Raw genomic sequence first — 25808 nt, 5'->3', positions numbered from 1 at the left:
TAATCAGTGAGGATAGTTTTTCGGCTCCTCTCTCATTCATTTTGTGGGGCACATGACTATGTCAGCAACAACTCCGCACAAGCTCACCCCGACCGACGTTCCAATTCCGATTCCCCCCGGCGACGTTGTTCCGGGCGGCATCATCTATCAGAAGTCAGCGACCGGCAGTGTGATCACCGCACAGATTCAAATTCTGCAAAGTGCGACCGTCAACATCACCGGGGTATCGACCGCCATCGCGGGAGGTGCCGGCAACGCGAGCCTTACGTTGTCTGTAAATGGCACGCAATTGGATGAAGTCATCTCGCCGCCAAACTTCAGGGGCTGGACAGGCTCCGTACAGACCGTGATGAACTTCGACGCAAACGCGGTCTACGAGATTGAAGTTCTTCAGCAGAACCACGACGCGAACGCGCAGAGCACAACTCTTGTCGTTACCGTTGTGATGACCAACGCATAGTCGGTCAATGCCAGCGGGACGACAGCGTTCGTCGGAGCGGGCACGATTCACGGGTGGTGAGCTTACACTCCGGCTCTTGATGAGTAACCGTCCCCTACTCGCCCCACTCTCGCGCCATGGTCGCGAGCGCGCAGCCTTCGCAGTAGCGGGCGTCCTTGAAGTCGATCCAGTTGTGCGCGTAGACGCGCTCGAGCGGGATGCCGTAGCGCGCGCGCAGCAGCTGGACCAGCACCCGCCAGGCCGCAATCTGCGCATCGGTCGGGCCCTTGGTGACATCGGGGTAATTGCCGGCGAACTCGACGCCGATCGAGGTGTCCTTGTTGACCTGGTGATAGGTCTTGCTGTTGTCGATGTATTTGTTGTCGTTGCGATCGGCGCCGTCGGTGTGGGTCGGAACGAGGTTGTCGGCGACCGCCCAATAGACCGTGCCGTCGGTTTCGACCCAGACCATGACGCCGCGCCGGGTCGGGTTCTTGTGCTGCTCCTCGGCGCCGTATCGCGCCGAACCGGCCGGCCCCTCGGTCTGGTGCACGATGATGTTGCGCCAGGGATGCGATCTGGCGACGTCGCCCCAGGGCGACAGCCAGACCATCTTCAGGCCGGGAATCTCGGGCGTGCCCTGCGCTCGCGCGATCGTCGTGAGGTCTTGGCTTCCGGCGGATGCGGCAGCGGACAGGACGAGCGCAAGGAGCACGGCAAACAGGCGGGGCATCATCACGGAATATCCAGTATCGCGCTTCGGTTCTGCAACGGCTTCGTTTCACCTCTCCCCAGCGGGGAGAGGTCGATTTGCGCAGCAAATCGGGTGAGGGGACGCGGCGCTAACGAGAGACCGTAATCCCTCACCCGGCGCTGCGCACCGACCTCTCCCAAGGGAGAGGTGAAGCCCCACTGCCGCTCCAGTTCAACTTATTCGCATCATGCTTTAGCACGCTCAGGCGCGCTTGCGCAGGCTTGCCTCGACCTGGTCGACCATCTCGGGCGGCAGCCTCGGCTCGTAGCTCGCGTAGCCGTTCTTGCCGCCCTTCTTGGCGTCGTAGAGCGCATGGTCGGCGGCGGCGATCAGGCGGTCCGGATGCATGCCGATCTCGCGGGTCCATTGCGCGATGCCGATCGAGACCGCGATCGGAATGTCCTTGCCGGTGCACTGCTCGGCGTCGGCGCGGCAGACCTCCAGCACGCGGCGCGCGATCATCGCGCCCTCGCGCAACGTCGAGGACGGCAGCACGATGCAGAACTCGTCGCCGCCGGTGCGGGCCAGCATGTCGCCCGGGCGCAGCCTGGTCTGCGCCATCAGCGTGAAGTGCTGCAGGCAGGCGTCGCCGGCGGCATGGCCATGGGTGTCGTTGATGCCCTTGAAGCCGTCGAGGTCGATCACCAGCAGCGCGAAGGCTTCGCCGTTGCGGTCGGAGCGCGCGCACTCCTCGGTCAGCCGCTGCAACAGATGGCGGCGGTTACCCACGCCGGTGAGATCGTCGAGCAGCGCGAGGTCGGCGACCTCGTTGCGCAGCCGGTCGATCGCCATCAGCAGGAAGCCGAAATTGAGCGCCATCGACAGGAACACCATCAGCAGGATCGCCAGCGACTGGCCCGCGTTGAAACGGACGAAGGAGAACTCGCCGGGCTGCAGCAGCGCGCCGACCAGGCGCAGCGCGTAGATGGCGATCAGCACGGAGGCGACGATGCCGGCCAGCCGCGCGCCGGGGCTGACGCGGCCCTTCTCGGGCGACAGCAGCAGCTTCAGCGTCAGGGCCAGCGGCGTGACCTGGGCGACCGTATAGACCAGGATGCGCATCGGCATGCTGTCATAGGCGAAGATGAAGACGCCGAGGCCGACAAAGGCGAGCCCGGCCGACAGCGCGGTGCTGCGCCAGCCCACGGGCTTGCCGTAGAACCGCTCGATGCCCATCGCGGCAAGACCGGCGGCGAACACCATCAGCGTACCCGCCGCGAGCAGCGGCAACAGCGAGTCCGTCATCATCACGCGGAGCATCGCACAGGCGGCGCCGGCGGACGCGACGAAGGCGGATGCGGTCCAGAACCGCGCTGCGCCGAAAGCTGGATAGCTGCGCGCCACATACGCCCAGATCAGGCCGAGCGCGAGAAAATTGATAATGAATACCGTCCAAAGCGTCGGAACGCTCAACATCGCCCCTGTTCGAGACCGCTACCGGCCTCGCCTCTTCTGAAATAGCCGCCCCGCCACCAAGCCCTTTATCTGCGCATGATCTTTCCGGATCATGCCCAGGGCGTTTCCCTTAATCGGCAATCCCCGTTGCCTTGCCGGACAGGATGCGGCCGCGCCACTTAACGGACTGTCACCCGCCACGGGTGAATCCGCGCTGTGGTTTTGAATTGATGAAGATGTGCGCATCCGCCATTTGCGCATCGTTAAGCATGACGGATGCGACGACGCCGCGCCGCGCGACGCGCGCATGCTGGCGAAAAAACTGACGAAAACACGTAACAGCTGTGGATAACACGATGACAGCGCGGTGACAGCACGCGGCAGCCGCCTCCGAATCTGCTGAGTTTGATACTGAGGATGTTGCGAGGCTGGCCCTCCGCCAAGCATGCCTCGGAGTCGCGTTCAATCCATGAAAACCCTGAGAGGATACTATGGCTAAGAAAGCGAAGAAGGCGAAGAAGGCGAAGGCGAAAAAGGCCACCAAGAAGAAGGCCGCCAAGAAGTAACCAGTTCTCGCCCGGGTAGCGGCTCCTGCCCTGCCCGGGCACCCGAACCGGATCGATCGGCCCCGACAGCGGGCAAGGCAGCAGGCGCAAGGCCTGCTTTTTTATTGCCTGGATCGATCCCGCGCCGGCGCGGCCTCAGCGCTCCGCGAAGGCGAGCTTGGCGCCGAGCAGGGCAAAGCCCGCGGCAAAGCTGCGCCGCAGCCAGGCCATCACCTTCGGCCGGGTGATGACGCGGTCGCGCACCGACGCCGCGAACAGCCCGTAGACCGCGAACACCGCAAAGGTCATCGCCATGAAGACGCCGCTGAGCTCGACCATGCGCGTCAGCGGATGCGGCTCGTCGACGGCGATGAACTGCGGCAGGAAGGCCAGGAAGAAGATCGACAGCTTCGGATTGAGGATGTTGATCAGGATCGCGGTCACGATCACCCGCCCGCTCGAGCGCGGCTTGATCTCGGTGTCGACGGCGAGCGCGCCGCGCTCGCGCAGTGCTTGCCAGGCCATATAGAGCAAATAGAGCACGCCGCCCCATTTCAGCGCTGCGAACGCCACCGCGCTGGTGTGCAGGATGGCGGCAAGCCCGAGCATCGCCGCGATCATCTGCGGCACGATCCCGAGCGTGCAGCCGAATGCCGCCGCTACGCTCGCCCGCGAGCCCCGGGTCAGCGCCACCGCCAGCGTGTAGAGCACGCCGGTGCCGGGCGAGGCGACCACGATCAGCGTGGTCAGCAGGAAGGACCAGGTCATTTCACATCCTGAGCGGGCGGGACATCAGCCGCCAATATCACGGCCTTGGTAGCGGCGGAAGCGGCCACCGGCCGGCCGCCCGCCCTTCACCCGCGCCGCGATCAGGACCGGCGCGGCCCGCCGCCTGACAGCTCCGAGGCCTTCATCTCGGCGAGGCGGATCACGTCCAGCGGCGCCCAGGGCTTGGACCAGAACAGGGCGCCATCGGGCAGGCGCTGCCGCAGCGGCTTGCCCGAGGTGACGATCACATCAAGATCGGGTTTGTATTTCTTGGCGACATAGGCGAGCTCGACGCCGGTCATGTTTCCGGCCAGTTCGACATCCGTCAGCATCAGCACGACGTTATCGCCGCCGCCCTGCAACACCAGTTCCGCGGCCTCCGCGCTCTCGCAGGAAATGACGTCGAACTCGCTCTCCTCGAGCAGCAATTCGATCATCTCGCGCTGCATCGGGTCGTCCTCGACGACCAGGGCCTTCGCACGATAGGGCCTCGATTGTCCCATGGCTGAGCCTCCTTCAATGAGCGCGGTTTTCCAGAACGAGTGCAGATTAAATGCCTAAAACCGCTGGATGGTTCGGTTCCAATTTGAGAAAAGTGATGAAACCCGCCATGTTCCCTCATTGCATTGCCGCCCGCTTTTTTCAGATGGAGTTGACCCGACATGACTGCGATTGCTGGATCCGCCGCCGCCGTGACCGGAGCCGCCAGCGGCATCGGCCGCGCGCTCGCGCTTGAACTCGCGCTACGCGGCTGCGACCTCGCGATCGCCGACCGCGACGAGGGCGGCTTGCAGGCCGTCGCCGCCGAGATCGCCAAGGCGATCGAGATCGCGAAAGCGAGCCCGCGCAAGGTCACGATCCACCGTATCGATGTCAGCGAACCGAGCGAGATCGCGGCGTTCGCGCAAGCGGCCGGCGCCGCGCATCCCAAGCTCAACATCGTGGTCAACAATGCCGGCGTCGCGCTGCTCGGCCAATTCGACGAGATCGGGCAGGCGCAGATGGAGTGGCTGTTCAACATCAATTTCTGGGGCGTGGTGCACGGCAGCCGCGCCTTCCTGCCGCAGCTCGCGCAGCAGCGCGAGGCGCATATCGTCAACGTCTCCTCGATCTTCGGCATCGTCGCTCCGCCGGGCCAGAGCGCCTACTGCGCGGCCAAGTTCGCGGTGCGCGGCTTCTCCGAGAGCCTGCGCCACGAGCTTGCGATGGCGGGTAGTCCGGTGAAGATCTCCGTCGTGCATCCCGGCGGCGTCGCCACCAACATCGCGCGCAATTCGCGCACCGGCACCGGCGTCACCGACAACGCCCGCCGCGCCGAATCGATCGAGCGCTTCGATACGCTGGCCAGGACCACGCCGGCCGCGGCCGCGCAAACGATCATCGCCGGCATCGAGAAGAACCAGCCGCGCATCCTGATCGGCAAGGACGCCTGGTTCATGGACCTGGTGCAGCGCTTCCGTCCCGGGACCTACTGGAAGGTGATGCAGCGCCAGATGGAGAAGACGGCGGCGCGTCGGATGGCGCGCGACGCGGCGCGGTAGGATTTGAGTGGATGAGGTCGGCGCCCCCACTCTGTCGTCCCTGCGAAAGCAGGGACCTATAACTACAGGGCTAGGTTGTGCAAGCACGCTGGAGCCCCAGCGTCGGGCATAACTGACATTCGTGGTTATACGTCCCGGGTCAAGCCCGGGACGACACCGAATATGTGGCCCGATCGTCCGGTCACGCATCTACCGCACCCATCCTACGGACCGGCGCGAAGTCTGCTCACCCAAGCTGCTTCTTCACCCCGAGCGCCAGCCGGAACAACGGATCGCTCCGCTCCGACGGGTAAAGCGCGCTCCGCGCCACCTGCGGAAAATTGTCGTTCTTCCAGAACGACGCCGGCGTGAACGCGAATTTTGCGACCAGGCGGCGGCCGAAATCCATCTCGTAGGGGAAGTAGTTTTCCTTCTGCTCGGTGCCGGACATTTCAGGATATTCGCCGAGCAGATAGCCCTCCTGGATGTGCGGCCGCACCGCCGACGGCGGGCAGACGCTGGAGAGCCGCACGATCTGCAGGCCGGCCTCGGCGCTCGCGGTGATCGCGCCGCTGAGGTTCGGCACGCCGAGCACATAGAGGAAGGCGGTGCCGGTCTCGGCCAGCGAGGCGAACGACGCGGCGATGCGCACCGAATGGGTGACGTCGAGCAGCGGCGTGGTGCAGACCTCGTAATGCTGCAGGATCGACCAGCGCAGGATGCGATGCCGCTTCAGCCGCTCGACCCCGAGCAGTTTTGCCCTGGCATATTCCGCGATCAGGATCTGCTCGGCGCGCCGCAAAGCCTCGAACCGCTCGACCAGCGTCGCCTGATCCGGATTGCCGCGGCCGCCGCGAAACAGCGTCGGCTTCAGCGACGAGTTGCGCTTGATGTTCCTGTAATCGGCGCCCTGGCCACGAAACAGCAGCACATGGTCGCGGTTGAGGAATTGCAGCTCGGCGATCTTGGTGGCGAGCTCCAGATACGAGCCGACGCGATGGCCGGGCCCTTCCCGCACCGCCGAGTTCTTCGCGACCTGGCAACCGCGGCGATCGAAGAACGACCAGATCTTTCGGCTGCCGATGGTTTCCATGGGACGGGCCCCGCACTCTCAATCATCGTAGGGCGGATTAGCGCCGCGTAATCCGCCGATATCCCACGCGCGATCGGCGGATTACGCCTTCGGCTAATCCGCCCTACGAAAACGGCCTCCCTCACCGTCCCACGAGCTGATCGGCAAAGTACCCGATCGTCTTGCGATAGATCACCGCCCTGTTCCACTCGCGCATCGCCTCGAAATTGGCGCTGCCCTCGCCATAGGACGCACCCATCTTGAAGCCGTTGGTGTGCAGCAGGTTCGCAGTCGAGGCCAGCACGTCGGGCACCGAGTGGCGCAGATCGACATGGCCGTCGCCGTCGAAATCGACGCCATACTTGATGTAGGACGACGGCAAAAATTGCGTCTGGCCGATCTCGCCGGCATAGGCGCCGATCATGTCGTTGAGGCGGAGGTCGCCGCGTTGCAGGATCTTGAGCGCGGCGAGCAGCTCGCCCTGGAACAGGTCGGTGCGGCGGCAATCATGCGCCAGCGTGGTGAGCACGCGGAACACCGGCAGCTTGCCCATGTCGCCCTTGCCGAAATCGGTCTCGAGCCCCCAGATCGCGACCAGGATCTGCCGCGGCACGCCGTATTGCGCCTCGATCTTCGAGAGCAGCGCGGCGTGACGCTGCAACATCGCACGCCCGCCATTGATGCGCCCGGAGCCGACGCGGGTTGCGACATACTGCTCGAAGGTCTTGTTGAAGGTGTAGCGCTGCCGCCGGTCGAAGGCGAGCACCCCGCCATCCTGCTGCACCCCGCCGAGTGCTGAGGAGATCACATCCTGCTGGATCCCGGCGCTAGCCGCCTCCTGCGAGAACGACTGCACGAAAGCGGGAAAGCTGCCGCCGCAGCGGGCGCCATAGGATGGGGTGGCAAGCAGCAAGGCGCCGAAGAAGACCGCCAAACGACACCTGAGCATGCAAACATCCCTCCTGCTTCGAATGGCCGATCATGCCATGGAGCAAACGAGGCAGTCAAAGCGTCGGCACCGACATTCGCTTCCACGGCTACACGCCTCAGTCCATGTTCGTACCGTGAATTCCCGCGACGCATTCATCAACCGAGCGGCACGACGCGGATGATCAATCCTTCAACTGCCGCTCCAGCCCCACGAAATCGATCTCGGCCCAGCGCTCGGAGATCTTGCCATCCCTGATGCGCCAGAACGTCATGCCGCGGAATTCGACGTGACGGCCGGTCGCGGCAATGCCGCGCCACGGGCTGCGGTGGCGGCCGCGCCAGACGAAGCGGCCGGCGACGATGTCGCGCTCGGCGACCAGGCATTCGGCCACCGCCGACAGGTCGGCGAAGGTCTCGTGCATCGCGGCCGCGTGCGCGATCACCTCCTCGGCGCTCATCCGCTTGCCCGCGGCATGATCGAAGAAGTCCGAGGCCAGCTGCGCGCGGATCGCATCGGGATCGAGGCGATTGGTCACGGCGTCGTAATGCGCGAGCACGAGCGCCTTGTTGGCGTCGCTTGTGGCGTTGGACATCGGCGATCGGGCTCTCAAATGAAAAGTTGTAGAAAAGGAAGGATGCGCCTCATACGCGAATCGGACGGGCCGGCGCAAGTGACGATGGTCAGAAAAATCAATGCTTTCGGTCCTGGCGCGTTCCGGCTTCGAAGCGAAAGACGGTTGCGGGGAGAGCGAGGCAGCCGGCGGTAACATCATCCGATGGCCTGATCATGCCGCTGGCATGCAAGTAGCGGCGCGCCGCGCGGGCGCATCAGAGGCGCCGATGCGTGAACGCCGGCGGCGCTGGCGGCGACCAAGAAGCACGCGCCCGGCGAGCCGGTTCCGCCGGCGCGGCCGGGCCGCCATGTCTTGTTCATGCAAGGCGCGACGCTAAAGCCGGGCGGCCGGCTGCAACGACGCCGTCACTTGGGGATGCATCCGATGACGCGTTTTGAGATGAGGATGTACTGCTGATGACGATCGCCTTGGGTTTCGTACGCGCGCGCAGGGCCGCCACATCGCTTGGCATCATCCTCGCGCTCGGCGCGGGTCTGACCGGACCGATCGACAGTGCGGCCGCGCAGGACGCCCGCACCAAGCGCGCGCCGGCGCAAGCGGCCGGCAGCACCCAGGTGGTCACCGCGCAGATCAAGAACGCCATCGCGCTCGTGCGCAGCGGCAAGATCGACGCCGGCACTGCGCAACTGACTGCCGCGCTCGACGCCGCGGACAGATTGGACGACGCCCAGTTCGTGATGGGACAGTTCTACGACGCCACCGCCGCGTTGCGCGCGGTCAAGCGCGACGATCTCGCGGAAAAACTGTTCGTGCGCGCATTCCAGAGCAAGGCGGCCGCGCAATCGCCGCCCGGCAATGCCGACGTGCTGCTGGAATACGCCATCCTGCTGTCCGACCACGCCCGGATCGCGGAGGCGGTTCCGCTCTACTTGAAGGGGATCGCGGCCTTCAATGCCTATTGGGGCGAAGGCTCGGAGGAATCGCTGATCGCCAATGACAAGCTCGCGGTCGCGCTCTCGGCCAACGGCTCGGCGGCGTCGGCGACCAATCTGGGCCGGCACAATTTCGAGCGCGCGGAGAAGGCGCTGGGGCCCGACCATCGCACCACCGCGAAGCTCGCCAACAATTATGCCGACATGCTGCGCGAGATCGGCGCGCCGGCGAAGGCGCTCGAGCTCGATCAGTTCGCGATCGACAAGCGCGTCAAGCGCTACGGCGAGAACCATCTCAACACGCTGGTGACGGTCAACAACGCCGGGCAGGATTTCCTCAACCTCGGCCGCTTCGACGACGCCCGCCGCTATTTCCGCCGGCATCGCGCGATCGCGACCGTGCTGGCGCCGAAGGACCCGACGTTTGCCGGTCAGGCCGATGCCTGGCTGTTCTACACCGACATGCTTGCCGCCGGCGACATCGCGGTCGCGCCAGCCGACCTGGAGCGGCTGGAAGCGATCGTCGCCAATGAGGAGAATTTCGCGGATTTCCTCCGCATCAAGGCCGCGGTGCTGGCCGCCGGCAAGCGCGAGCAGCGCGGCGAGCGGGACGCGGGCATGCGGCTGCGCGAAACCGCGCTGGCGATCTCGACCCGCGCCTTCACCGCGCAGCATCCGCTCTCCTTCGAGATCAAGCTCGGCATCGCCGTTGCCAAAATTGCGACCGATCCGAACCGCGCGGTGCGGGCGTTCAGCGCGCTCGACCGCGAGATGTTCGACTGGATGAAGCGCGAGGTCGGCACGGCCGGCGACCGCGCGGTCGCCGAAGCGATCCGCGCCCATGCCGACCATCTGCTGTTCGCGTTCGGCCGCTTCGCCACCGGCGCCGGGTCGTCCGTCGCACAGTCGGCCTTTGCCGCTGCCGTGCTGCGCTGGAAGACGCTCGGCGGCGGCGACGCCACGGCATTGCGCCAGCTCGAGACGCAGGTCGCGGGCAAGGACGAGGAGACCGCGACGCTGGTACGCGCGGCGCTGCGGCTCAACGGCGAGAAGCAGGAGCTGTTCTCGTCGGGCAATATCGACGACTGGGCGCGATCGGTGTGGCAGCGGCAGGACGCGGCGGAGAAGGCGCTGAACAAGCGGCTCGATGCGATCGGCGTCAAGCTGCCGCAAGACCCGATCCATCCCGCGCAGCTGCTGGCGCCGCAGGAAGCCGTCATCAACTACTTCATCACCCGGCAGTGGAAGGCGGATCGCCAACAGAAGGAGCCGCTGTCGGCGACCGTGCTCTATGCCATCGTCGAGACCGCCACGAGCGAGCCGCGCGTGGTCGATCTCGGCGATCCCGGCCGGATGGTCGACACCGGGGTGCGCACCGAGATCGCGCGGCTGCGGACGACGCGGGCCACCGCGCCGGATCTCGACGACACCAAAGCACTCGACAACCGGGGACTGGACACCAAGGGCCGTTTCCAGAACCTTCGCGCGCGGCTGTTCGCGCCGCTGGAGCCTGTCCTGCAAGGCAAGACCACGCTCTACGTGGTGCCTGACGGCTTCCTGTTTGCCGTGCCGTTCGCGCTGTTGCCCCGCGCCGACGGCGGCCTGCTGGAAGACCGCACCACGATCCGGATGCTGACCAGCCCCGACGCGCTGATCGCGATCCATGCGCGCGAGACGCTCGACCAACGCGGCGCGATGCTGCTCGCCGGCGGCATCGAATACGGCGAGCCCGGGCCGATGCCCCTGCCCGGCACCAGGACCGAGATCGAGGCGATCGCAAAACTCGCCCGCGCGCGCGGCGCGCCGGTCGAGATGCTGAGCGGAGCCGGTGTCAGCGAAAGCGTGCTGCGCGACAAGATCGGCAAGGCCCGCATCGCACATCTGGCAACCCACGGCTTCTATCACGACAGCACCGCGTCCGGCCTCGATACGCTGTGGCAGAGCGGCATCGTGCTGTCGGGCGCCGGCGACAGCCGGTGGCCGCTGCGCGACGACAAGGACGGCTATCTCTACGCCTTCGAATTGATGGACTGGGACCTCTCCGGGCTCGATCTGCTGGTGCTGTCGGCCTGCGAGACCGGCCGCGGCGACGAGAGTTTTGTCAGCGGCCTGCGCGGCCTGCCGACCGCGCTCGGCATCGCCGGCGCCCGCCGCGCGCTGCTGACGCTGTGGCCGGTCGCCGACGAGGGCACCGCGAACTTCACCGTGCGCTTCTACGAGCACCTCGCCGAGGGCCTGACCTATTCCGACGCGCTGCGCCAGACGAGGCGCGATGCGCGCGACGGCAAGGTCGCCGGCGCCGGCGACGCCAGCGTGTGGGCGGCGTTCGTGCTGTTCGAGGGCTGAGGCAGACGCCGGACGCAAGAGAACGGTGGACATCTCGCAGGCCGTTGTCATCTTGACATCTCGCGGGATTACGTCCGATCGCATCGCAAGGACCTTCGCCGCCGGATTGCGCAGGGCAGCCCAGCGCGCTAGCGCGCGGGATTTGCTTTGACAGCGGCGCTGCGATCGAGGACAAGCCGCGCATGCCGAAAAAACCCGGGACCAATCCCAAAGGCGAATTCGCCTTCTTCAACGTGTTCTATGAAGACGGCTCGCAGCGCTCCAACCGCCGCGTGCCCTCGGAGCTCATTGGCGGGCTCGACGGCGACGAGCCGGTGCGCGCCTTCCTGCGCGACCAGGACCGCGAGATCGCCGAAAAGGGCGGCCGCCCGCCGCTCGAGATCAAGTCGATCGAACGGGTCGGCGCGAAGAAGAAGTAGCGCGCGCGAGGCGGTTGCTACGTCAAGTCCACTCGCTGACCAATCTCCGCACTCCATCAGCATCAGAGCAGGCGGTACCCTCTCCCCACCCTCCCCCGCAAGGGGGCACTTCTGCTCGTCCCAACCAGGATGTCATCACCCGCGCATGCGGGTGATCCAGTATTCCAGAGACGGAAGTGCTTGAGCCGAGAGGCCGCGGCGTACTGGATCGCCCGGTCGAGCCGGGCGACGACAGTTGAGGGTAGGACGCGCAGAAGTGCCGCCTTGCGGGGGAGGATTGGGGAGAGGGGTGGCCGCGGGCGCCGGCGTTTGAATTTTGCGAGATCTCTACAAATGAAAACGGCGGGCCTTTGCCCGCCGTTTTTGTCTCGATGGATGACGTCGTCTTAATTATCCAGGAACGACCGCAGCTTCCGCGACCGTGACGGGTGCTTCAGCTTGCGCAGCGCCTTGGCTTCGATCTGGCGGATACGTTCGCGGGTGACCGAGAACTGCTGGCCGACTTCTTCCAGCGTGTGGTCGGTGTTCATGCCGATGCCGAAGCGCATGCGCAGCACGCGCTCTTCGCGCGGGGTGAGCGAGGCCAAGACGCGCGTCGTCGTCTCGCGCAGGTTGGACTGGATCGCCGCGTCGATCGGCAGGATCGCATTCTTGTCCTCGATGAAGTCGCCGAGATGCGAATCCTCTTCGTCACCCACCGGCGTCTCGAGCGACAGCGGCTCCTTGGCGATCTTGAGGACCTTGCGGACCTTCTCGAGCGGCATGCCGAGCTTCTCGGCAAGCTCTTCCGGGGTCGGCTCGCGGCCGATCTCGTTCAGCATCTGGCGCGAGGTGCGGACGATCTTGTTGATCGTCTCGATCATGTGCACGGGGATGCGGATGGTGCGGGCCTGGTCGGCGATCGAGCGGGTGATCGCCTGCCGGATCCACCAGGTGGCGTAGGTCGAGAACTTGTAGCCGCGGCGATATTCGAACTTATCGACCGCCTTCATCAGGCCGATATTGCCTTCCTGGATCAGGTCGAGGAACTGGAGGCCGCGGTTGGTGTACTTCTTGGCAATCGAGATCACGAGACGGAGGTTGGCTTCCACCATCTCCTTCTTGGCCTGACGGGCCTCGCGCTCGCCCTTCTGCACGCCGTGCACGATCTTGCGGAATTCGCCGATCTCGAGCCCGGTGAGCGCCGCCAGCGACTGGATCTCGTGACGCAGGTCCTTGATGCGGTCCTTCTCGTGATGGACGAAGTTCTTCCAGCCCTTGGCCGACAGCTTCGAGACACGATTGAGCCAGCGCGGATCGAGCTCCGAGCCCTGGTAGTTGCGCAGGAAGTCTTCACGCGCGACGCCGTGGCTGTCGCCGAGGCGCAGCAGGCGGCCCTCGAACGAGACCAGCTTCTTGTTGATGTCGTAGAGCTGCTCGACCAGTGAATCGATGCGGGCCTGGTTGAGGCGCAGCGACTTCACCTCGACGATGATCTCGTCCTTCAGCTTCTTGTACTTGCGCTCCTGCGACGGCGACAGCGACTCGCTCTGCAGCTGGTTGGCGATGTCCTGCTCCTGCAGGCGGCGCAGCTTCTTGTACTCGGATGCGATCTTGTCGAAGGTCTCGACCACCTTCGGCTTCAGCTCGGCCTCGATGGCGGCGAGCGACATCTGGTTCTCGAACTCGTCGTCGTCCATGTCGCCTTCGGCGGCGGCCTCGCCGGGATCCTTCTCCTCGGTGCCGGCTTCGCCACCGGCGGGCGCGGCGCGGAACGGGGTCGGCGACGGCGGAGCGGCGGGCGGCGCGACATGGGCCGGTGCGGCCCCTTCGGCGCCGTTGCCATTGCCTTCAGCGGCGGCGCCCTCGGCGCCGTTGTTGCCGATCAGGTTCGGATTGATGCCGCCCTTCGATTCGGGGCCGGCATAGGTGGCTTCGAGATCGATGATGTCGCGGAGGAAGATCTTTCCTTCGTTGAGCTCGTCACGCCAGATGATGATGGCCTGGAAGGTCAGCGGGCTTTCGCAGAGGCCCGCGATCATCGCCTCGCGGCCGGCCTCGATGCGCTTGGCGATCGCGATTTCGCCTTCGCGCGACAGCAGCTCGACGGTGCCCATCTCGCGCAGATACATGCGCACGGGATCGTCGGTGCGCTCGCCGGGCTCCGACTTCTTGACCTCGGTGACGGCCTTCTGCGTGACCTCGACGAGCTCGTTGTCGGTCTCGTCGTCGCCGTCGTCCTTCTCGTCCTCGCCTTCAGAGTCGTCGGCCTCGGTGACGTTGATGCCCATGTCTGACAGCATCGACATGATGTCTTCGATCTGTTCGGGCGACGTCGTGTCGGAGGGCAGCACTTCGTTGAGCTGATCGAAGGTCACGAAGCCGCGCTTCTTGGCCTGCTTGATCATCTTCTTCACCGCGGCATCCGACAGGTCGAGCAACGGCGACGGCGCGTCAGCGGAATCCTTCTCAGGAGCATCCGCTGCCTTGTCGTCTTTTTCCTTGTCCTTAACCTGCAGCGTCTTTGCCTTGGTGGCCATTCACTAAGCTCCCGAAACGCGGTCATGCAAAATGGCGCCACGCGCACACATCGGCATGAGATCTAGATTTACTCTCTCGACGCACAAAGGGCGGCGCAAAATCTCGCCACCCCTGTCATCCGTCTCAACGGTTTCCAATCTTGAATAGCCGCGAGGCTATTAAGTTTCGCTTAACCCTGTTTTTGCAGCCAAACCATGGGTTTGGCGAGTCTTTTTGCGGGCTCGGCCAGCGCCGTCCGCAGCATTTTTGTTATCAGACATTACGCTGGAACCGGCCCGATAATTCTCCGAACCCTTCAATCAGGGCTTCGGTCCCATCGGCTTCTGCCATCCGGGCCTGGATATCCTGCAACCATGCCAGATTGGCCTCGCTGGAGTCTTCAGCCAAGGCCGCTTCCGCATCTTTTCTTTCCCTAAGTAAGGCGTGGGTTTTCTGATGCAAGGCAACGAGTTGACGCCAGGTTGATAAAACATCCTCGCGCGCCGCGCCGATCTGCGCACCCCACACCGCCTGGGTCGTGATCGCCCGCTCAACCCTTTGAAGAATCTGCGATAATCCGCCCGCTTCGAGATCGGCCCGCATCTTTTCGGCCTGCTCCTCGACGTCAGGGGAATGGTGATGGTCGTGGGCAAAGGCCGCGATGATGGCCGCCCTGAGCTTGTGGGCCTCGGGGTGGGCGAGTTCGAGCGCCGCCACCTCCTCGAGATGGTCGTGCAGCAGCCAGGGGTGGTTGATCAGGCATTGCAGGATCAGGGCCTCGCGGCGGGAGATCGCGCTGCGCTGGCCGCGCATGATCGGGCTGTTGGCGAGCTGGGGGCTGGCGGCCTGGTAGGGTCCCCGTGAAATCCCGGGGGTGACGCCGCCCTTGGCCCCGAACCGGCCGCCTTGGCCCCCCTGGGAGGGTCCGCGGGGGACAAACTGGCGGGGTGATTCGCCGCCGCGGCCGCCGCCGAAATTACCTCTGCCGAAGCCGCCGCCGCGGCCATAACCGCCGCGGCCCCCCTCCGGGGCGAAGCTGCGTTGCAGCCGCTCCTGCAAATCCTGACGGTAATAGCGGCGCACCACCTCGTCGCGGATGCCGTTGGTGAGCTCGCCGATCTTGGCCTCGAGTGCGGCCCGGCGCTCGGGCGTATCGAAATTGCCGCCCTCGATCTCGCGCGACCAGATCATCTCAGCGAGCGGACGCGCCGCCGAGATCACGTCCTCGATCGCGGCGCGGCCGCCGGAGCGGGCGAGGTCGTCGGGGTCTTGCCCTTCCGGCAGCAACGCGATGCGCAGGCTCTTGCCCGGCTTGAGCTGCGGCAGGGCGATGTCGGCCGCGCGGTACGCGGCCTTCTTGCCGGCACGGTCGCCGTCGAAGCAGAGGATCGGCTCGTCGACCATCTTCCAGAGCAACGCGAGCTGGTTCTCGGTCAGCGCGGTACCGAGCGGCGCGACGGCGCCGGGGAAGCCCGAGGTGACCATGGCGATGACGTCGACATAGCCCTCGACGACGATCAGCTGCGCGCCGTCATGCGCGGCCTGCCGCGCGGTGAACAAATTGTAGAGATTGTCGCCTTTGTGAAACAGCGTGGTTTCCGGCGAGTTCAGGTATTTTGCCGGAACGTCCTTCTCCAGCGCCCGGCCGCCGAACGCGATGACGCGGCCACGGGCGTCCGTGATCGGGAACATGACGCGGTCGCGGAAGCGATCGAACGGCACCGGCTTGTCGTCGCCGGACACCAGCAGCCCCGCCTCGACCATGTCCTCGGTCGAAATGCCCTGCGCGCCGAGATGCTCCTTCAGCGCAAAGCGATCCGGCGGCGCGTAGCCCATCCGGAACTGGAGCTGGGTCGCCGGCGAGATGGCGCGGTCGGCGAGGTAGCCGCGCGCCTTGGCGCCATTGCGCGAGGCCAGCGTGTCCGCGAAGAACTTGGTCGCCAGTTCCATCACGTCGTGCAGGGTGCGGCGGTGCTGAGCATTCCGCGCCGCATCGGGCGTCGCAGCCGGCAGCGAAACGCCCGCCATCGCGGCGAGGCGCTCGACCGCCTCCGGGAACGTCACGCCCTCGGTCTTCATGAGGAAATCGAAGATGTTGCCATTCAGCCCGGAGGAGAAATCAAACCAGGCCTGCTTCTGGTCGTTGACAAAGAACGACGGCGTCTTCTCCTGCTGGAACGGCGACAGGCCCTTCCACTCCCGCCCGGCCTTCTTGAGCTTGACGCGCTTGCCCACGACTTCCGAGACCGGAAGCCGGGCGCGCAGCTCATCGAGGAATTCGGGCGTGAAGCGCATAGGACGATCTTAGCGTGGTATCCGGTGAGTCGCTGGTCAACCGGTTAGCCATATAGGGGCGCCGGCCGGTTGGACGAACAATGTGGGGTTTTTCCGGGCTATTCACAGGCCCCGTCATGTCACGGCCGGTCCCGCCGGGCTACCCCGAAATCCTCGGTGGAGAGATGATTCAGCCAACTTGCCCCCTCCCCGCTTCCGGGATTGGATAGCGTCATGTTCACGACGTTCAGAGGCGGACAGAGCGGCGGCTGGCAGGTCACGTCCATCACGAGGGTGAAGGGCGAGACGCTGCCGAAGGTCGCGGCGCTGTCGATCGTTGCGAGCGACGCGATCGCGCTGCCGCTGTTGCCGGCGCAGACCTCCTGGCGGCTTGCAGGTGTCGCCAGCCATCTGCGCTACACCCAGAAGGAAGAACGCGAGAAGCTCGTTGCCGTGCAGGCCGGGCTCGGCCGCAGCGAGGCGACGCTTGCGGCGCTGATCCCTATCCGGAAATCCGCGGCGTGGTGGGATCTTACGCAGGAGGAGCGGCGCGCGATCTTTGAGGACAAGTCGCACCACATCGAAGGCACGCTGAAATACCTGCCGGCGATCGCCCGCCAGCTGTTTCACGCCCGCGACCTCGGCATGCCCTTCGACTTCCTGACCTGGTTCGAATTCGCCCCCGAGCATGCCAGCCTGTTCGACGAGCTGGTCGCCATGCTGCGCGCGACCGAGGAATGGAGCTTCGTCGAGCGCGAGGTGGATATCCGCGTCGAGCGGGAGGTGTGACGCGAGCTCTTTCAACCTGTCATGGCCGGGCTTGACGCAGTGCGTACTAGTACTCGAGAAACTTTCCTGACGCGATCCGCGGCAGCTCGGTGACCGGCCAGTTGTAGAGATAGGTCCACGCCTCGCGCACGCTGCCATCGGCAAGCGTCACCTTCAGCATTTCGCGGACATATTCGGTCGGCTGAGGAAAGCCCTCGCCGCAGGCCTCGTACATGTCGAATTCGCGCAGCATGGCGTCGCGCTCGCGCAGGCGGAACAGTTCGCCATGCACGATGTCGGCGGGATCGTCGGATGCCACTAGGCCCGGATAGTGCTTCACCAGATAGAGCCGGCCGCGGCACTGCGCTGGTCCGAGGAATTCGGCATTGCCGGCGAGCAGCTTCGCCATCGGATGGTCGAAGCCGCGCATCAGCGTGCCGTAGACGAAGAGAAGGTCGGAGGTCATGGTCTCACTTGTCATTCCGGCAGAACGGGGCAGTATAACTTACAAGCTGCGCCTCACACTCGCTGTCGTCCCTGCGAAAGCAGGGACCCATAACCACCAATCCAAATCATTGCGCGACGCCGGAACGACGGGTCCTGTCAACAACGGGAGCCGCGGCGTATGGGTCCCTGCTTTCGCAGGGACGACGACGGAAGGCGCCGCAATGGTACGCGCCCTGAATGACGGAAGGTCCGGGAAGAATCAAGCCGCCGCCACCTCATCCGTCACCACGACGAACTTCGCCAGCGTCATGCGGCCGAAGCTCGTGGTGAGCGCCACGTCGGCGGCGTCGCGGCCGGTCGCCATCAGGATGCGGCCGATTCGCGGCACATTGTGGCGGGCATCGAAGGTGTACCACTGGCCGGACAGATAGACCTCGAACCAGCCGGAAAAGTCCATCGGCGCCGGATCCTGCGGCACGCCGATGTCGCCGAGATAGCCAGTGCAGTAGCGCGCCGGAATGCCCATGCAGCGGCAGAGGGTGAGCGCCAGATGCGCGAAGTCACGACAAACGCCGGCGCGGCTTTCATAGACGTCGTGTGCCGACTTCATGTGATGGGCGTGCTGGTAGCCGAACGTCACGTGGTGGTGCACGAAATCGGTGATCGCCTGCACCCGCGCCCAGCCCGGCGGTGTATTGCCGAACAGCGACCAGGCGATGTCGGTCAGCTTGTCGGTCTCGCAATAGCGGCTCGGCATCAGATAGAGCAGCATGTCGTCGGGCAGTTGCTCGATCGGCAGCTGCTGCGCCGCCGGGTTGACGATGTCGGGCAACCCGGAATCGCGCACCAGCGCGCTGCCGCGGAAGGTGACGCCGCCGCGAGGGGCGACCAGCCGCCCGCAGACATTGCCGAAGCCGTCGCGATAGAGGCCGATCGGGACGTCCGGCTCGGTCGAAATGCTCTCGGTGCCGACGATGTCGGCGTAGCGCGACGGATGGATCGACAGCATGATCACCATCGGGGTCGGCTGCGCCGCCGTGTAGGTGATCTCGAAGCCGACCTTGATCTGCATCGTCAGGCTGTCTCCTGCTCCGCCAGGCTCTCGCCGACCGAGACGACCTTGATGTCGACGTCCATGCCGAGATACGCATCCGCCGCGCCGAGATAGACGCCGTGCAGCGGGATCGCCTGCCGCGGATCGCGCGCCACCGCGACGCGGATCAGATCGCGCGTGCCGACGATGCCGTTGGTCGGATCGAACTCGATCCAGCCGGCACTCGGCAGATAGACCTGCACCCAGGCATGGGTCGAGCCGCCGCCGACGTAGCCATGCGCGCTGCCGGGAGGCATCGCGAGATAGCCGGAGACGAAACGCGCGGCGATGCCGAGCCGGCGCAGCGCCTCGATCATGAACAGCGCATAGTCGCGGCAGGTGCCGGACTGCGTCCGCAGCGTATCAAGCGGATGCTGGGTGCCCTGCTCGTAGCGCTTGCGATAGCTGAACGCCTCGCGAATGCCATGCGTCATGCCGCTCAGGATCCTGAACGTCGGCGTCGGCGGCTCGACATCGAGGAAGCGCCGCGCCCAGGCCGACAGCTCACCGTTCGGGTCGCCATATTGCGGCGTGATGAACTGCTGCAGATCGGGGAATTCCTCGTCGTCGTAGAGAAACGGATAGAAGTAGGCGGCGTCGTCCGGCGTCAACGCGAACCTGTCGGCCGGATTGTGCTCGACCGTCGCGGTCGAGACAAAGGACAGCGTGTCGGCGCGCTCGTCGAAGGCCGCGATCGCCATGCTGTTGCCGAACACGTCGTGAATCCAGCGCAGCGACATCGGTTGCGGATCGATCACAAGTGCGCTGTCGAGCACGCGCAGATCATGGCCGTCGCGGGGGCGCAGCATGATGCGGTGCTCGCCGAACGCCACCGGGCGCGCGTAGCGATAAACGGTCTTGTGATGAATAGTCAGGAGCGGCATCTTCAAACAATCATCGTGATTTCGGACCGCTTAATCTATAGAGAAAGCTGCTCGATTCCAGACCAGATGCCGCTCGAATAGGCAAAGTTGAGGAAAAGGCCCTTGAATTACGGCGGTGGCCCATCGTTTCTGCTCGCAAGCACCGACGTTTCACCGGTTCTTGAACGCAATCCTGCCGGCCACTCGCCGTTCCTGTTCACCTGCGATCACTACGGCAGGCTGATTCCCTCCCCGCTCGGCGATCTCGGCCTGCCCGAATCCGAGCTCGTGCGGCACATCGCCTGGGACATCGGCATCGCCGACGTCGCAACGCAACTCTCCGACCTGCTCGGCGCGCACCTGATCGCGCAGCGCTATTCGCGGCTCGTGATCGACTGCAACCGTCCGCCGCATGTCGCAAGCTCGGTCCCGCTGATCAGCGAGGCCACCACCGTTCCCGGCAATGAAGGCCTGTCGCGCGAAGCCGTCGAGCTGCGCCGCGCGCAGATCTTCGATCCCTATCATCAGCGCATCGACGAGATCATCGACGAACGCACGCGCCAGGGCATGCCGACAGTGCTGGTGTCGCTGCACAGCTTCACGCCGGTTTATGCCGGCATCGCGCGGCCCTGGCACATCGGCACGCTGTACCACCACGACAAGGCACTGCCACCGCTGCTGCTGAAGCATCTGCGCAGCGAGGGCGATCTCGTGGTCGGCGACAACGAGCCCTATGCGGTCAGCGACGAGACCGACTACACGATCCCCGTGCATGGCGAGAAGCGCGGCCTGATGAATTCAGGCATCGAAATCCGTCAGGACCTGATTTCCGACCAGGCCGGTGAAACCGCGTGGGCCGAGCGGCTGGCGCGGATCCTCGGCGAGATCGAGGCAACGTTGCGCGCGGAAGCGCTGATCTAGCTAGCAGCGATCGGGCAAGCCGGCGTCAATTCGGCCGGCGCCGCCAGATGAACGCGAGATAGAGCAGCACCGGCAGGCCGAGCGCTGCCCAGGAAACTGCATCCCACCAGCCGTCGCCGACCAGCGCGCTGATCAATCCCACCGTGCTCACGATCGCGATCGCGAGCGGCGCGGCGAAGATCTGGGTCAATGAGCGATGTGCGACCATGCTGACGTCACGACGTGAGTACGGGGTTGTCGATCGAGGCGGCGTTGGCGATGGCGCGTTCCTGGCTCACGCCCGCCTTGCGCCGGCGCATCCACAGATACACGCCGGTGACGAGAATGAAGATGGTCAGGATGTCGAGCAGCGCCCAGACGATCTTGAGCGGCATGCCGCCGTAGTCGCCGAAATGCAGCGGCTGCGAGACGTACAGCGTCGACACATACCAGGGCATGTCGCGGCTGTCGGTCAGCGCACCGGTTTCCGCGTCGATCAGCGCGGGCTTCAACAGCCGCGAGGTCAGCGGCGTATCGCCGTGCAGGAAAACAGCATAATGGCTCTTGCTGCTGAAGAGAGTGCCCGGGAAGGCGACGAAGCTCGGCGTCATTCCGGGCACCGCGTGCCTCGCCACCTCAACCGCCCCGTTCAGCGAGGTCAGCTTCGACGGCACGCCGCGGTCCTTGTACTGCGCGGTCATCTCGGCGAGCTGGCCGAACTGCCACATCTTGAGCACGAGATCGGCCCAGGTGTTGATGACGCCGGTGAAGCCGACCACCAGCGTCCAGGCCACCAGCAGGATGCCGGCGAGGTTGTGCACGTCGAGCCAGCGCACCACGCGGGTGCGCTGCGCGCGGTAGGCGCCGAAGCGCAGCTTCCGCATCGACGGCGCGTAGACCACGATGCCGGAGATGATCGCGACGCAGAACAGGATGCCCATCAATCCAAGAAACAGCTTTCCGGGCAGGCCCGCGAACATGTCGGTGTGCAGCTTCAGCATGATGTAGGTGAAGCGGCCGGTCACATCGGGGGAATCGAGATAGGCGCCGGTATGGGTATCCATCCGGATCAGCAGGTTGTCGACCGGATTGGCGTCGATCGAGGGACCAACGCTGACCCAGATCGCGCCGGGTTCGTCGCGATCCCAGATCAGGAAGTGCGGCACCTTGCCGGGCGCCTGCGCCAGCGCGTTGGCGAGCAGATGATCCAGATTGGCCGGCGGCGTGCCGGACGGTGCCTCGGCCGGCTTGACCTGGTTGTGCAGGAGATCATCGATCTCGTCGTGGAAGATCAGCGGCAGGCCGGTGATGCACAACAGCAGCATGAACAATGTGCAGATCAGGCTGGTCCATTTATGGACGGCGCCCCATCGCCGCAGGGATTTGGTCGTCGCAGTCAACTTCGCTACCTGATTCCAAAGTCTCCATCCTCGCCGTCACTAGCACGATGAAAGATGCGTGCAGTCGCGCGGCGATTAGAACTCGTCCAGTGTCGGGCTTATCGTTGACCGTGTTGCGATCCCGCAACGAGCGCGCCGGGGAACTGCGGCAATGCGTCCTGCCGTTCGGAGCAATTCTTAGGATCGTTCTAAATGGAGCCGGGGCGAACGACGAAACGCGTTGCGATCTCGACCGCCGGCTTACCGCACGGCGATCGCAACACCGGCCAGCGCTGCGGGAAGCGACCAGGTCCAGTCTCCGGCCACCGAGACCGCCGCCGCGGCAACGACACAGCCGAGAAGGAACCCGGCCAAACGGCCGAGCGAATGATTCAATGGCGTCGCATCATGCGGCAGCAGAGGATGACGGATCGAAAGCAAGTCCATTGCCGATAAAACGGCATTGGCCAGATTGCCGCTCATCACCGCAGTCGAGATGGCGCCCCGCACCGCGATGCGCAGCAGCGCGTACTGACAGGCCATCGCGGACACCGCCATCATCGCCGCCGTGCCGGCCAGCACCCCCGCCGGGTCGGAGGATGGCCTCGCGACGACGCCGAAGACCAGCAACGCAGCAAGGATCAGAAACTGAACCAGCAGCAACAGCCGCACGAGTCGCGCGCCGTGCAAGCCTGATGCGCGCGCAATCAGCCAGACGGTTGCCAGCGCCAGCATGAAGACCGGGATGGTCAACAGCTGCGCCCAATGGAACGCGCCGCCGTCGACGGCAACGCCGGCCGCCAGCACGAGGTTGCCGGTCACGTGGGCCGTGAAGATGTGGCCCAGCGTGAAGAAGCCGGTACTGTCAACCATTCCGGCGATCACGCTGAGCAAGGCCGGCAGTCGCGCTTCCATGCGCGACAGCTCCATGGCGTCATCCGCGGAAGCATCAGGCGCCGGGAATGCGAGCAGGTCTCGCGCGAGCAGTGACATGGGCGATCACCCGGGTGTGGCCGGCTGAAGCCGTGCGCTACCGTGCCGTCCAGCCGCCATCGACCGAGATCGCCGTTCCCGTGATCTGGTCTGCTGCGCCCGAGCACAGGAAGGCAACAGTGCCGCCAAGCTGCTTCGGGGAGACGAACTGGAGCGACGGCTGCTTTTCGGCGAGCAGGTCTCTGGCGGCATCCTGCTGGCTGATGCCACGCTGCGCGGCGATGTCGTCGATCTGCTTGTCGACCAGCGGCGTGCGCACCCAACCCGGACAGACCGCATTGCAGGTCACCCCGCTGCCTGCGGTCTCGAGGCCTACCACTTTCGTGAGACCGATCAGCCCGTGCTTGGCCGCGACATAGGCGGCCTTGTGCGTCGACCCGACGAGGCCATGGGCGGAGGCGATGTTGACGATGCGGCCCCAGCGCTGCTTCTTCATCTGCGGCAGCGCGGCAGCGATGGAATGGAACGCGGCCGACAGATTGATCGCGAGGATCGCGTTCCAGCGGGCGGCCGGAAATTCCTCGACCGGCGCGGTGAACTGGATGCCGGCATTGTTCACGACGATATCGAGGCGGCCGAAACTGGCGACCGTCGCGGTGACCAGGCCGCGCACGGCATCTTCCTTCGACATGTCGGCGCCGTCATAGCTGACGCGCACGCCATGCTCGCGTTCGATGCCGCTGCGGATCGCCTCGATCTCGCTGCTATCGCCAAACCCGTTCAGGACGATGTCGGCGCGCAGGCTGGCGAGCTCCTTGGCGATGCCGAGCCCAATACCGCTGGTCGATCCGGTGACGATGGCAACCTTGCCCTTCAACATGGGAAGCTCCTTTCGATGGTGTGGGGATGAGATGCGCCGCGGGTTCAGTCGCGTCGGTGGATGTCGTGGGTGACGATGCCAAGCTCCGGCGCGGGCCGATCGAGCCGGCCCGGGTCGGCCAGCGTGCGCCGGATGTCCTCGAGCCCGCTCTGCCAGTGCGCGCGCATCGCATTCGGTCCGAACTCGTAGTCCTTGGAGTGACGCTCGTAGATCTTGGACTGATAGATCAGATGAATGATGTTGCAGGAGCGATGGCGGGCCATCTCGGCGATCTCGCGAATCTCCGGATCCTGCCTGGCGCTCTCCGGCAGCAGCGCGAGCGTCCGCTGCAGGGCCTGCCGCATCTTCTGCATCCGCAGCGCCTGATCGGTGATGGCGCGGGTGCGGCTGGAATATTGAATGTCCTTCTGCCGGCTCGACACCTCCATCAGGTCGTTGGGCACGCGGCCCCTCGCCGACCACAGATCGATCTGGAAGGTCAGCGTGTCGCGCGGCTCGCTGGACAACACCCGGGACAAAGGCGTGTTCGAGACCACGCCGCCATCCCAATAGTGCTCGCCGTCGACCTCGACGGCAGGAAAGCCCGGCGGCAGCGCGCCGGACGCCATGAAATGCTTCGGACCGAGCCGGCGCTCGGCGGTGTCGAAATAGGTGAGATTGCCGGTGCGTACGTTGACCGCGCCGACGCTGACGCGCACCTCGCCGGAATTCAGCCGGTCGAAGTCGACGAGTTGCTCGAGTGTCTGCCGCAGTGCCGAGGTGTCGTAGAAGCTCGTCGCGGCAGCCCCCGAGAACGGCGACAGGAACGGCGGCGGGAAGCGCGGCTTGAAGAAGCCGGGCTGCCCCTGGAACAGGGCACGCATCGCCGCCAGCGCATTGTGCGCCGAGCGCATGTCGAAGGCGAACGGCAGGGCATTGGCGAGCCCTTCTCCCGTCGGCCATTCGACGGGCGTGGCACAGATGCCTTCCCAGAATTTACGCAGCCGTTCGACCCGCTCTCGTTCCGGCGAGCCGGCGATGATGGCCGCATTGAGCGCGCCGATCGAAATGCCGGCCAGCCAGTTCGGCCGGATGCCGGCCTCGTGCAGGCCCTCATAAACGCCGGCCTGATAGGCGCCAAGCGCGCCGCCGCCTTGCAGCACCAGGGCCACGACGTCGTAGGGCAACGACCTGGTCTGCTGCGACGGCGGATCGATCTGCTCACGCATCACGTTCAACATTGCTGAAACTCCTGATGATGGTCGAGGCTGGTCAGCCGGCATTCGCCGCGGTCAGGGCTCCGGCGCGTTGCGGCGTGGCCTGGCCGGCGGCGAGATAGTCGTGCACCACGGCGCCGAGCCCGAGCGTGAGGTCGGCGACGATGTGCTTGGCGGACAGGACTTGCAGCACCGGCAGTTCGGCGACCGGAGCCAGCGCATGCGAATACAGGTCGAGCGCAGCCGGTCCGGTCCACGCCCCCTTCACCGTGATGTCCTCGAGATGGTAGCGCACCAGCTCGCAGATGCGCGGCGTGCCGTCGACATGCGGTATGATCTTGAGCAGGAAGTTCGGCGCGGCGAGCTTCCTAGCCTCGGCGGCAGCGTCGAGCGCGCGGTGCTTGTAGCCCATGGTGCCGGTCGCGATCCGTACCGAGCCGTAGTTCAGCGTGCCGACCAGCGTGTCGATCTCGACCTCGAGCTTCGGCTGCGCCAGCTTCTTGGGAAAACCCCACAGCTCGCGCCCGCCGGCGATCGGCGGATGATCGTTCAGGAACATCTGATGGGTGAAGCCGCCGAGCTGGCCCTTGTAGGTCACCGGAATGACCTGGCCGCTCTCGGTGTAGTCGCCGAAGCCCGTGGAGTCGGGCATGCGGATGAATTCGTAGTTCACTACCGCCTCGGTCAACTCCAGCGGCTCCGGCACCACGCGCCGCAGCGCTTCGGGATCGGTGCGGTACTGGATGATGAAGTATTCGCGATTGACGAAGCGATAGGGCCCGGGCGGGAAAGCCGGACTGGTCAGCGGCATCGCGAACGACGACGTACGCACGGTCTCGTGTTTCACTGTGGTGAGCTCCAGTTATGACGGTCGACGGTGG

The 25808-nt window shown here is 65.2% G+C and carries 24 protein-coding genes; 6 read left to right on the top strand and 18 right to left on the bottom strand.

Features of this window, described 5'->3' with window-relative positions:
* Positions 1–52 precede the first annotated feature (52 nt).
* Entirely contained in the window at positions 53–460 is a 408-nt protein-coding gene (locus tag BI327_RS37485) for a hypothetical protein (RefSeq protein WP_076866509.1), read from the top strand.
* Between the two features lie 94 nt (positions 461–554).
* On the opposite strand, the gene BI327_RS37480 is transcribed toward BI327_RS37485, so the two are convergent.
* The 4 genes from BI327_RS37480 to BI327_RS37465 all read right to left on the bottom strand — a co-directional run bounded on the left by BI327_RS37480 (position 555) and on the right by BI327_RS37465 (position 4404).
* Complete coding sequence (locus tag BI327_RS37480) at positions 555–1175, bottom strand: peptidoglycan recognition protein family protein (protein WP_076866508.1); 621 nt, start codon at positions 1173–1175, stop codon at positions 555–557.
* Between the two features lie 219 nt (positions 1176–1394).
* Positions 1395–2609 (bottom strand): GGDEF domain-containing protein, encoded by a 1215-nt coding sequence (locus tag BI327_RS37475; RefSeq protein WP_076866506.1) that lies wholly within the window; start codon positions 2607–2609, stop codon positions 1395–1397.
* A gap of 680 nt (positions 2610–3289) precedes the next feature.
* Positions 3290–3901: a LysE family translocator gene (locus BI327_RS37470; protein ID WP_076866504.1), complete on the bottom strand. Its 612-nt coding sequence runs from the start codon at positions 3899–3901 to the stop codon at positions 3290–3292.
* A 101-nt stretch (positions 3902–4002) separates the two neighbouring features.
* Positions 4003–4404: a response regulator gene (locus BI327_RS37465; RefSeq protein ID WP_076866502.1), complete on the bottom strand. Its 402-nt coding sequence runs from the start codon at positions 4402–4404 to the stop codon at positions 4003–4005.
* Positions 4405–4563: 159 nt separating this feature from the next.
* Between BI327_RS37465 and BI327_RS37460 the strand changes: the two genes are divergently transcribed.
* Positions 4564–5442, top strand: a complete 879-nt coding sequence (locus BI327_RS37460; RefSeq protein ID WP_076866500.1) for an SDR family NAD(P)-dependent oxidoreductase — start codon at positions 4564–4566, stop codon at positions 5440–5442.
* 226 nt (positions 5443–5668) lie between these two features.
* On the opposite strand, the gene BI327_RS37455 is transcribed toward BI327_RS37460, so the two are convergent.
* From BI327_RS37455 to BI327_RS37445, 3 genes are all read right to left on the bottom strand, one after another.
* Positions 5669–6514, bottom strand: a complete 846-nt coding sequence (locus tag BI327_RS37455) for an FRG domain-containing protein (RefSeq protein ID WP_076866498.1) — start codon at positions 6512–6514, stop codon at positions 5669–5671.
* Positions 6515–6635: 121 nt separating this feature from the next.
* A complete protein-coding gene (locus tag BI327_RS37450) occupies positions 6636–7442 on the bottom strand; it encodes a lytic murein transglycosylase (protein ID WP_076866496.1) in 807 nt (268 codons plus the stop codon).
* Positions 7443–7605: 163 nt separating this feature from the next.
* Positions 7606–8016 (bottom strand): ester cyclase, encoded by a 411-nt coding sequence (locus BI327_RS37445; protein WP_076866495.1) that lies wholly within the window; start codon positions 8014–8016, stop codon positions 7606–7608.
* A 437-nt stretch (positions 8017–8453) separates the two neighbouring features.
* Between BI327_RS37445 and BI327_RS37440 the strand changes: the two genes are divergently transcribed.
* The gene (locus BI327_RS37440) at positions 8454–11276 is read left to right on the top strand and encodes a CHAT domain-containing protein (protein WP_076866493.1); all 2823 of its coding nucleotides are present in this window, start codon (positions 8454–8456) and stop codon (positions 11274–11276) included.
* 182 nt (positions 11277–11458) lie between these two features.
* Positions 11459–11695: a hypothetical protein gene (locus tag BI327_RS37435; protein ID WP_050426044.1), complete on the top strand. Its 237-nt coding sequence runs from the start codon at positions 11459–11461 to the stop codon at positions 11693–11695.
* Between the two features lie 386 nt (positions 11696–12081).
* Here BI327_RS37435 and rpoD read toward each other — a convergent pair whose 3' ends face one another.
* The gene (gene rpoD / locus BI327_RS37430; RefSeq protein ID WP_076866491.1) at positions 12082–14214 is read right to left on the bottom strand and encodes an RNA polymerase sigma factor RpoD; all 2133 of its coding nucleotides are present in this window, start codon (positions 14212–14214) and stop codon (positions 12082–12084) included.
* Positions 14215–14467: 253 nt separating this feature from the next.
* Positions 14468–16489 (bottom strand): DNA primase, encoded by a 2022-nt coding sequence (gene dnaG, locus BI327_RS37425; protein ID WP_076866489.1) that lies wholly within the window; start codon positions 16487–16489, stop codon positions 14468–14470.
* A gap of 213 nt (positions 16490–16702) precedes the next feature.
* On the opposite strand from dnaG, the gene BI327_RS37420 reads away from it, so the two are divergent.
* The gene (locus tag BI327_RS37420; RefSeq protein WP_076866486.1) at positions 16703–17257 is read left to right on the top strand and encodes a chlorite dismutase family protein; all 555 of its coding nucleotides are present in this window, start codon (positions 16703–16705) and stop codon (positions 17255–17257) included.
* Between the two features lie 46 nt (positions 17258–17303).
* On the opposite strand, the gene BI327_RS37415 is transcribed toward BI327_RS37420, so the two are convergent.
* From BI327_RS37415 to BI327_RS37405, 3 genes are all read right to left on the bottom strand, one after another.
* On the bottom strand, positions 17304–17702 hold the full coding sequence (locus tag BI327_RS37415; protein ID WP_174683075.1) for a gamma-glutamylcyclotransferase family protein: 399 nt from the start codon (positions 17700–17702) through the stop codon (positions 17304–17306).
* A gap of 240 nt (positions 17703–17942) precedes the next feature.
* A complete protein-coding gene (locus BI327_RS37410) occupies positions 17943–18755 on the bottom strand; it encodes a transglutaminase-like domain-containing protein (protein ID WP_076866482.1) in 813 nt (270 codons plus the stop codon).
* 2 nt (positions 18756–18757) lie between these two features.
* Positions 18758–19660: a transglutaminase family protein gene (locus tag BI327_RS37405; RefSeq protein WP_076866735.1), complete on the bottom strand. Its 903-nt coding sequence runs from the start codon at positions 19658–19660 to the stop codon at positions 18758–18760.
* A gap of 102 nt (positions 19661–19762) precedes the next feature.
* Between BI327_RS37405 and BI327_RS37400 the strand changes: the two genes are divergently transcribed.
* The gene (locus BI327_RS37400; RefSeq protein WP_076866480.1) at positions 19763–20560 is read left to right on the top strand and encodes an N-formylglutamate amidohydrolase; all 798 of its coding nucleotides are present in this window, start codon (positions 19763–19765) and stop codon (positions 20558–20560) included.
* 25 nt (positions 20561–20585) lie between these two features.
* Here the strand turns inward: BI327_RS37400 and BI327_RS37395 are convergent, their stop codons facing one another.
* The 6 genes from BI327_RS37395 to BI327_RS37370 all read right to left on the bottom strand — a co-directional run bounded on the left by BI327_RS37395 (position 20586) and on the right by BI327_RS37370 (position 25774).
* Positions 20586–20768, bottom strand: coding sequence for a hypothetical protein (locus BI327_RS37395; protein ID WP_076866479.1), 183 nt, complete (start codon positions 20766–20768; stop codon positions 20586–20588).
* Between the two features lie 7 nt (positions 20769–20775).
* Positions 20776–21939 carry a PepSY-associated TM helix domain-containing protein gene (locus BI327_RS37390; protein WP_076866477.1) on the bottom strand — a complete coding sequence of 388 codons (1164 nt, stop codon included), beginning with the start codon at positions 21937–21939 and terminating at the stop codon, positions 20776–20778.
* Between the two features lie 240 nt (positions 21940–22179).
* The gene (locus tag BI327_RS37385; RefSeq protein WP_076866475.1) at positions 22180–22911 is read right to left on the bottom strand and encodes a DUF1275 family protein; all 732 of its coding nucleotides are present in this window, start codon (positions 22909–22911) and stop codon (positions 22180–22182) included.
* A 37-nt stretch (positions 22912–22948) separates the two neighbouring features.
* Positions 22949–23731 carry a 3-hydroxybutyrate dehydrogenase gene (locus BI327_RS37380; RefSeq protein WP_076866474.1) on the bottom strand — a complete coding sequence of 261 codons (783 nt, stop codon included), beginning with the start codon at positions 23729–23731 and terminating at the stop codon, positions 22949–22951.
* Positions 23732–23775: 44 nt separating this feature from the next.
* Positions 23776–24951: a DUF3734 domain-containing protein gene (locus BI327_RS37375; protein ID WP_076866471.1), complete on the bottom strand. Its 1176-nt coding sequence runs from the start codon at positions 24949–24951 to the stop codon at positions 23776–23778.
* 31 nt (positions 24952–24982) lie between these two features.
* On the bottom strand, positions 24983–25774 hold the full coding sequence (locus BI327_RS37370; RefSeq protein ID WP_076866469.1) for an acetoacetate decarboxylase: 792 nt from the start codon (positions 25772–25774) through the stop codon (positions 24983–24985).
* Between the last annotated feature and the right edge of the window lie 34 nt (positions 25775–25808).

The sequence above is a fragment of the Bradyrhizobium mercantei genome, from assembly GCF_001982635.1.
Classification (GTDB): domain Bacteria; phylum Pseudomonadota; class Alphaproteobacteria; order Rhizobiales; family Xanthobacteraceae; genus Bradyrhizobium; species Bradyrhizobium mercantei.
The sequence above is the reverse complement of the archived record's forward strand: the minus strand, read 5'-3'. Positions and strand labels throughout refer to the sequence as shown.

Coding starts and splice junctions, on each gene's coding strand:
- dnaG (WP_076866489.1), bottom strand. CDS start 16,489: ATGCGCTTCACGCCCGAATTCCTCGATGAGCTGCGCGCCCGGCTTCCG.
- rpoD (WP_076866491.1), bottom strand. CDS start 14,214: ATGGCCACCAAGGCAAAGACGCTGCAGGTTAAGGACAAGGAAAAAGAC.
- BI327_RS37405 (WP_076866735.1), bottom strand. CDS start 19,660: ATGCCGCTCCTGACTATTCATCACAAGACCGTTTATCGCTACGCGCGC.
- BI327_RS37420 (WP_076866486.1), top strand. CDS start 16,703: ATGTTCACGACGTTCAGAGGCGGACAGAGCGGCGGCTGGCAGGTCACG.
- BI327_RS37440 (WP_076866493.1), top strand. CDS start 8,454: ATGACGATCGCCTTGGGTTTCGTACGCGCGCGCAGGGCCGCCACATCG.
- BI327_RS37395 (WP_076866479.1), bottom strand. CDS start 20,768: ATGGTCGCACATCGCTCATTGACCCAGATCTTCGCCGCGCCGCTCGCG.
- BI327_RS37465 (WP_076866502.1), bottom strand. CDS start 4,404: ATGGGACAATCGAGGCCCTATCGTGCGAAGGCCCTGGTCGTCGAGGAC.
- BI327_RS37485 (WP_076866509.1), top strand. CDS start 53: ATGACTATGTCAGCAACAACTCCGCACAAGCTCACCCCGACCGACGTT.
- BI327_RS37445 (WP_076866495.1), bottom strand. CDS start 8,016: ATGTCCAACGCCACAAGCGACGCCAACAAGGCGCTCGTGCTCGCGCAT.
- BI327_RS37415 (WP_174683075.1), bottom strand. CDS start 17,702: ATGACCTCCGACCTTCTCTTCGTCTACGGCACGCTGATGCGCGGCTTC.
- BI327_RS37470 (WP_076866504.1), bottom strand. CDS start 3,901: ATGACCTGGTCCTTCCTGCTGACCACGCTGATCGTGGTCGCCTCGCCC.
- BI327_RS37460 (WP_076866500.1), top strand. CDS start 4,564: ATGACTGCGATTGCTGGATCCGCCGCCGCCGTGACCGGAGCCGCCAGC.
- BI327_RS37450 (WP_076866496.1), bottom strand. CDS start 7,442: ATGCTCAGGTGTCGTTTGGCGGTCTTCTTCGGCGCCTTGCTGCTTGCC.
- BI327_RS37380 (WP_076866474.1), bottom strand. CDS start 23,731: ATGTTGAAGGGCAAGGTTGCCATCGTCACCGGATCGACCAGCGGTATT.
- BI327_RS37375 (WP_076866471.1), bottom strand. CDS start 24,951: ATGTTGAACGTGATGCGTGAGCAGATCGATCCGCCGTCGCAGCAGACC.
- BI327_RS37480 (WP_076866508.1), bottom strand. CDS start 1,175: ATGATGCCCCGCCTGTTTGCCGTGCTCCTTGCGCTCGTCCTGTCCGCT.
- BI327_RS37410 (WP_076866482.1), bottom strand. CDS start 18,755: ATGCAGATCAAGGTCGGCTTCGAGATCACCTACACGGCGGCGCAGCCG.
- BI327_RS37435 (WP_050426044.1), top strand. CDS start 11,459: ATGCCGAAAAAACCCGGGACCAATCCCAAAGGCGAATTCGCCTTCTTC.
- BI327_RS37475 (WP_076866506.1), bottom strand. CDS start 2,609: ATGTTGAGCGTTCCGACGCTTTGGACGGTATTCATTATCAATTTTCTC.
- BI327_RS37385 (WP_076866475.1), bottom strand. CDS start 22,911: ATGTCACTGCTCGCGCGAGACCTGCTCGCATTCCCGGCGCCTGATGCT.
- BI327_RS37455 (WP_076866498.1), bottom strand. CDS start 6,514: ATGGAAACCATCGGCAGCCGAAAGATCTGGTCGTTCTTCGATCGCCGC.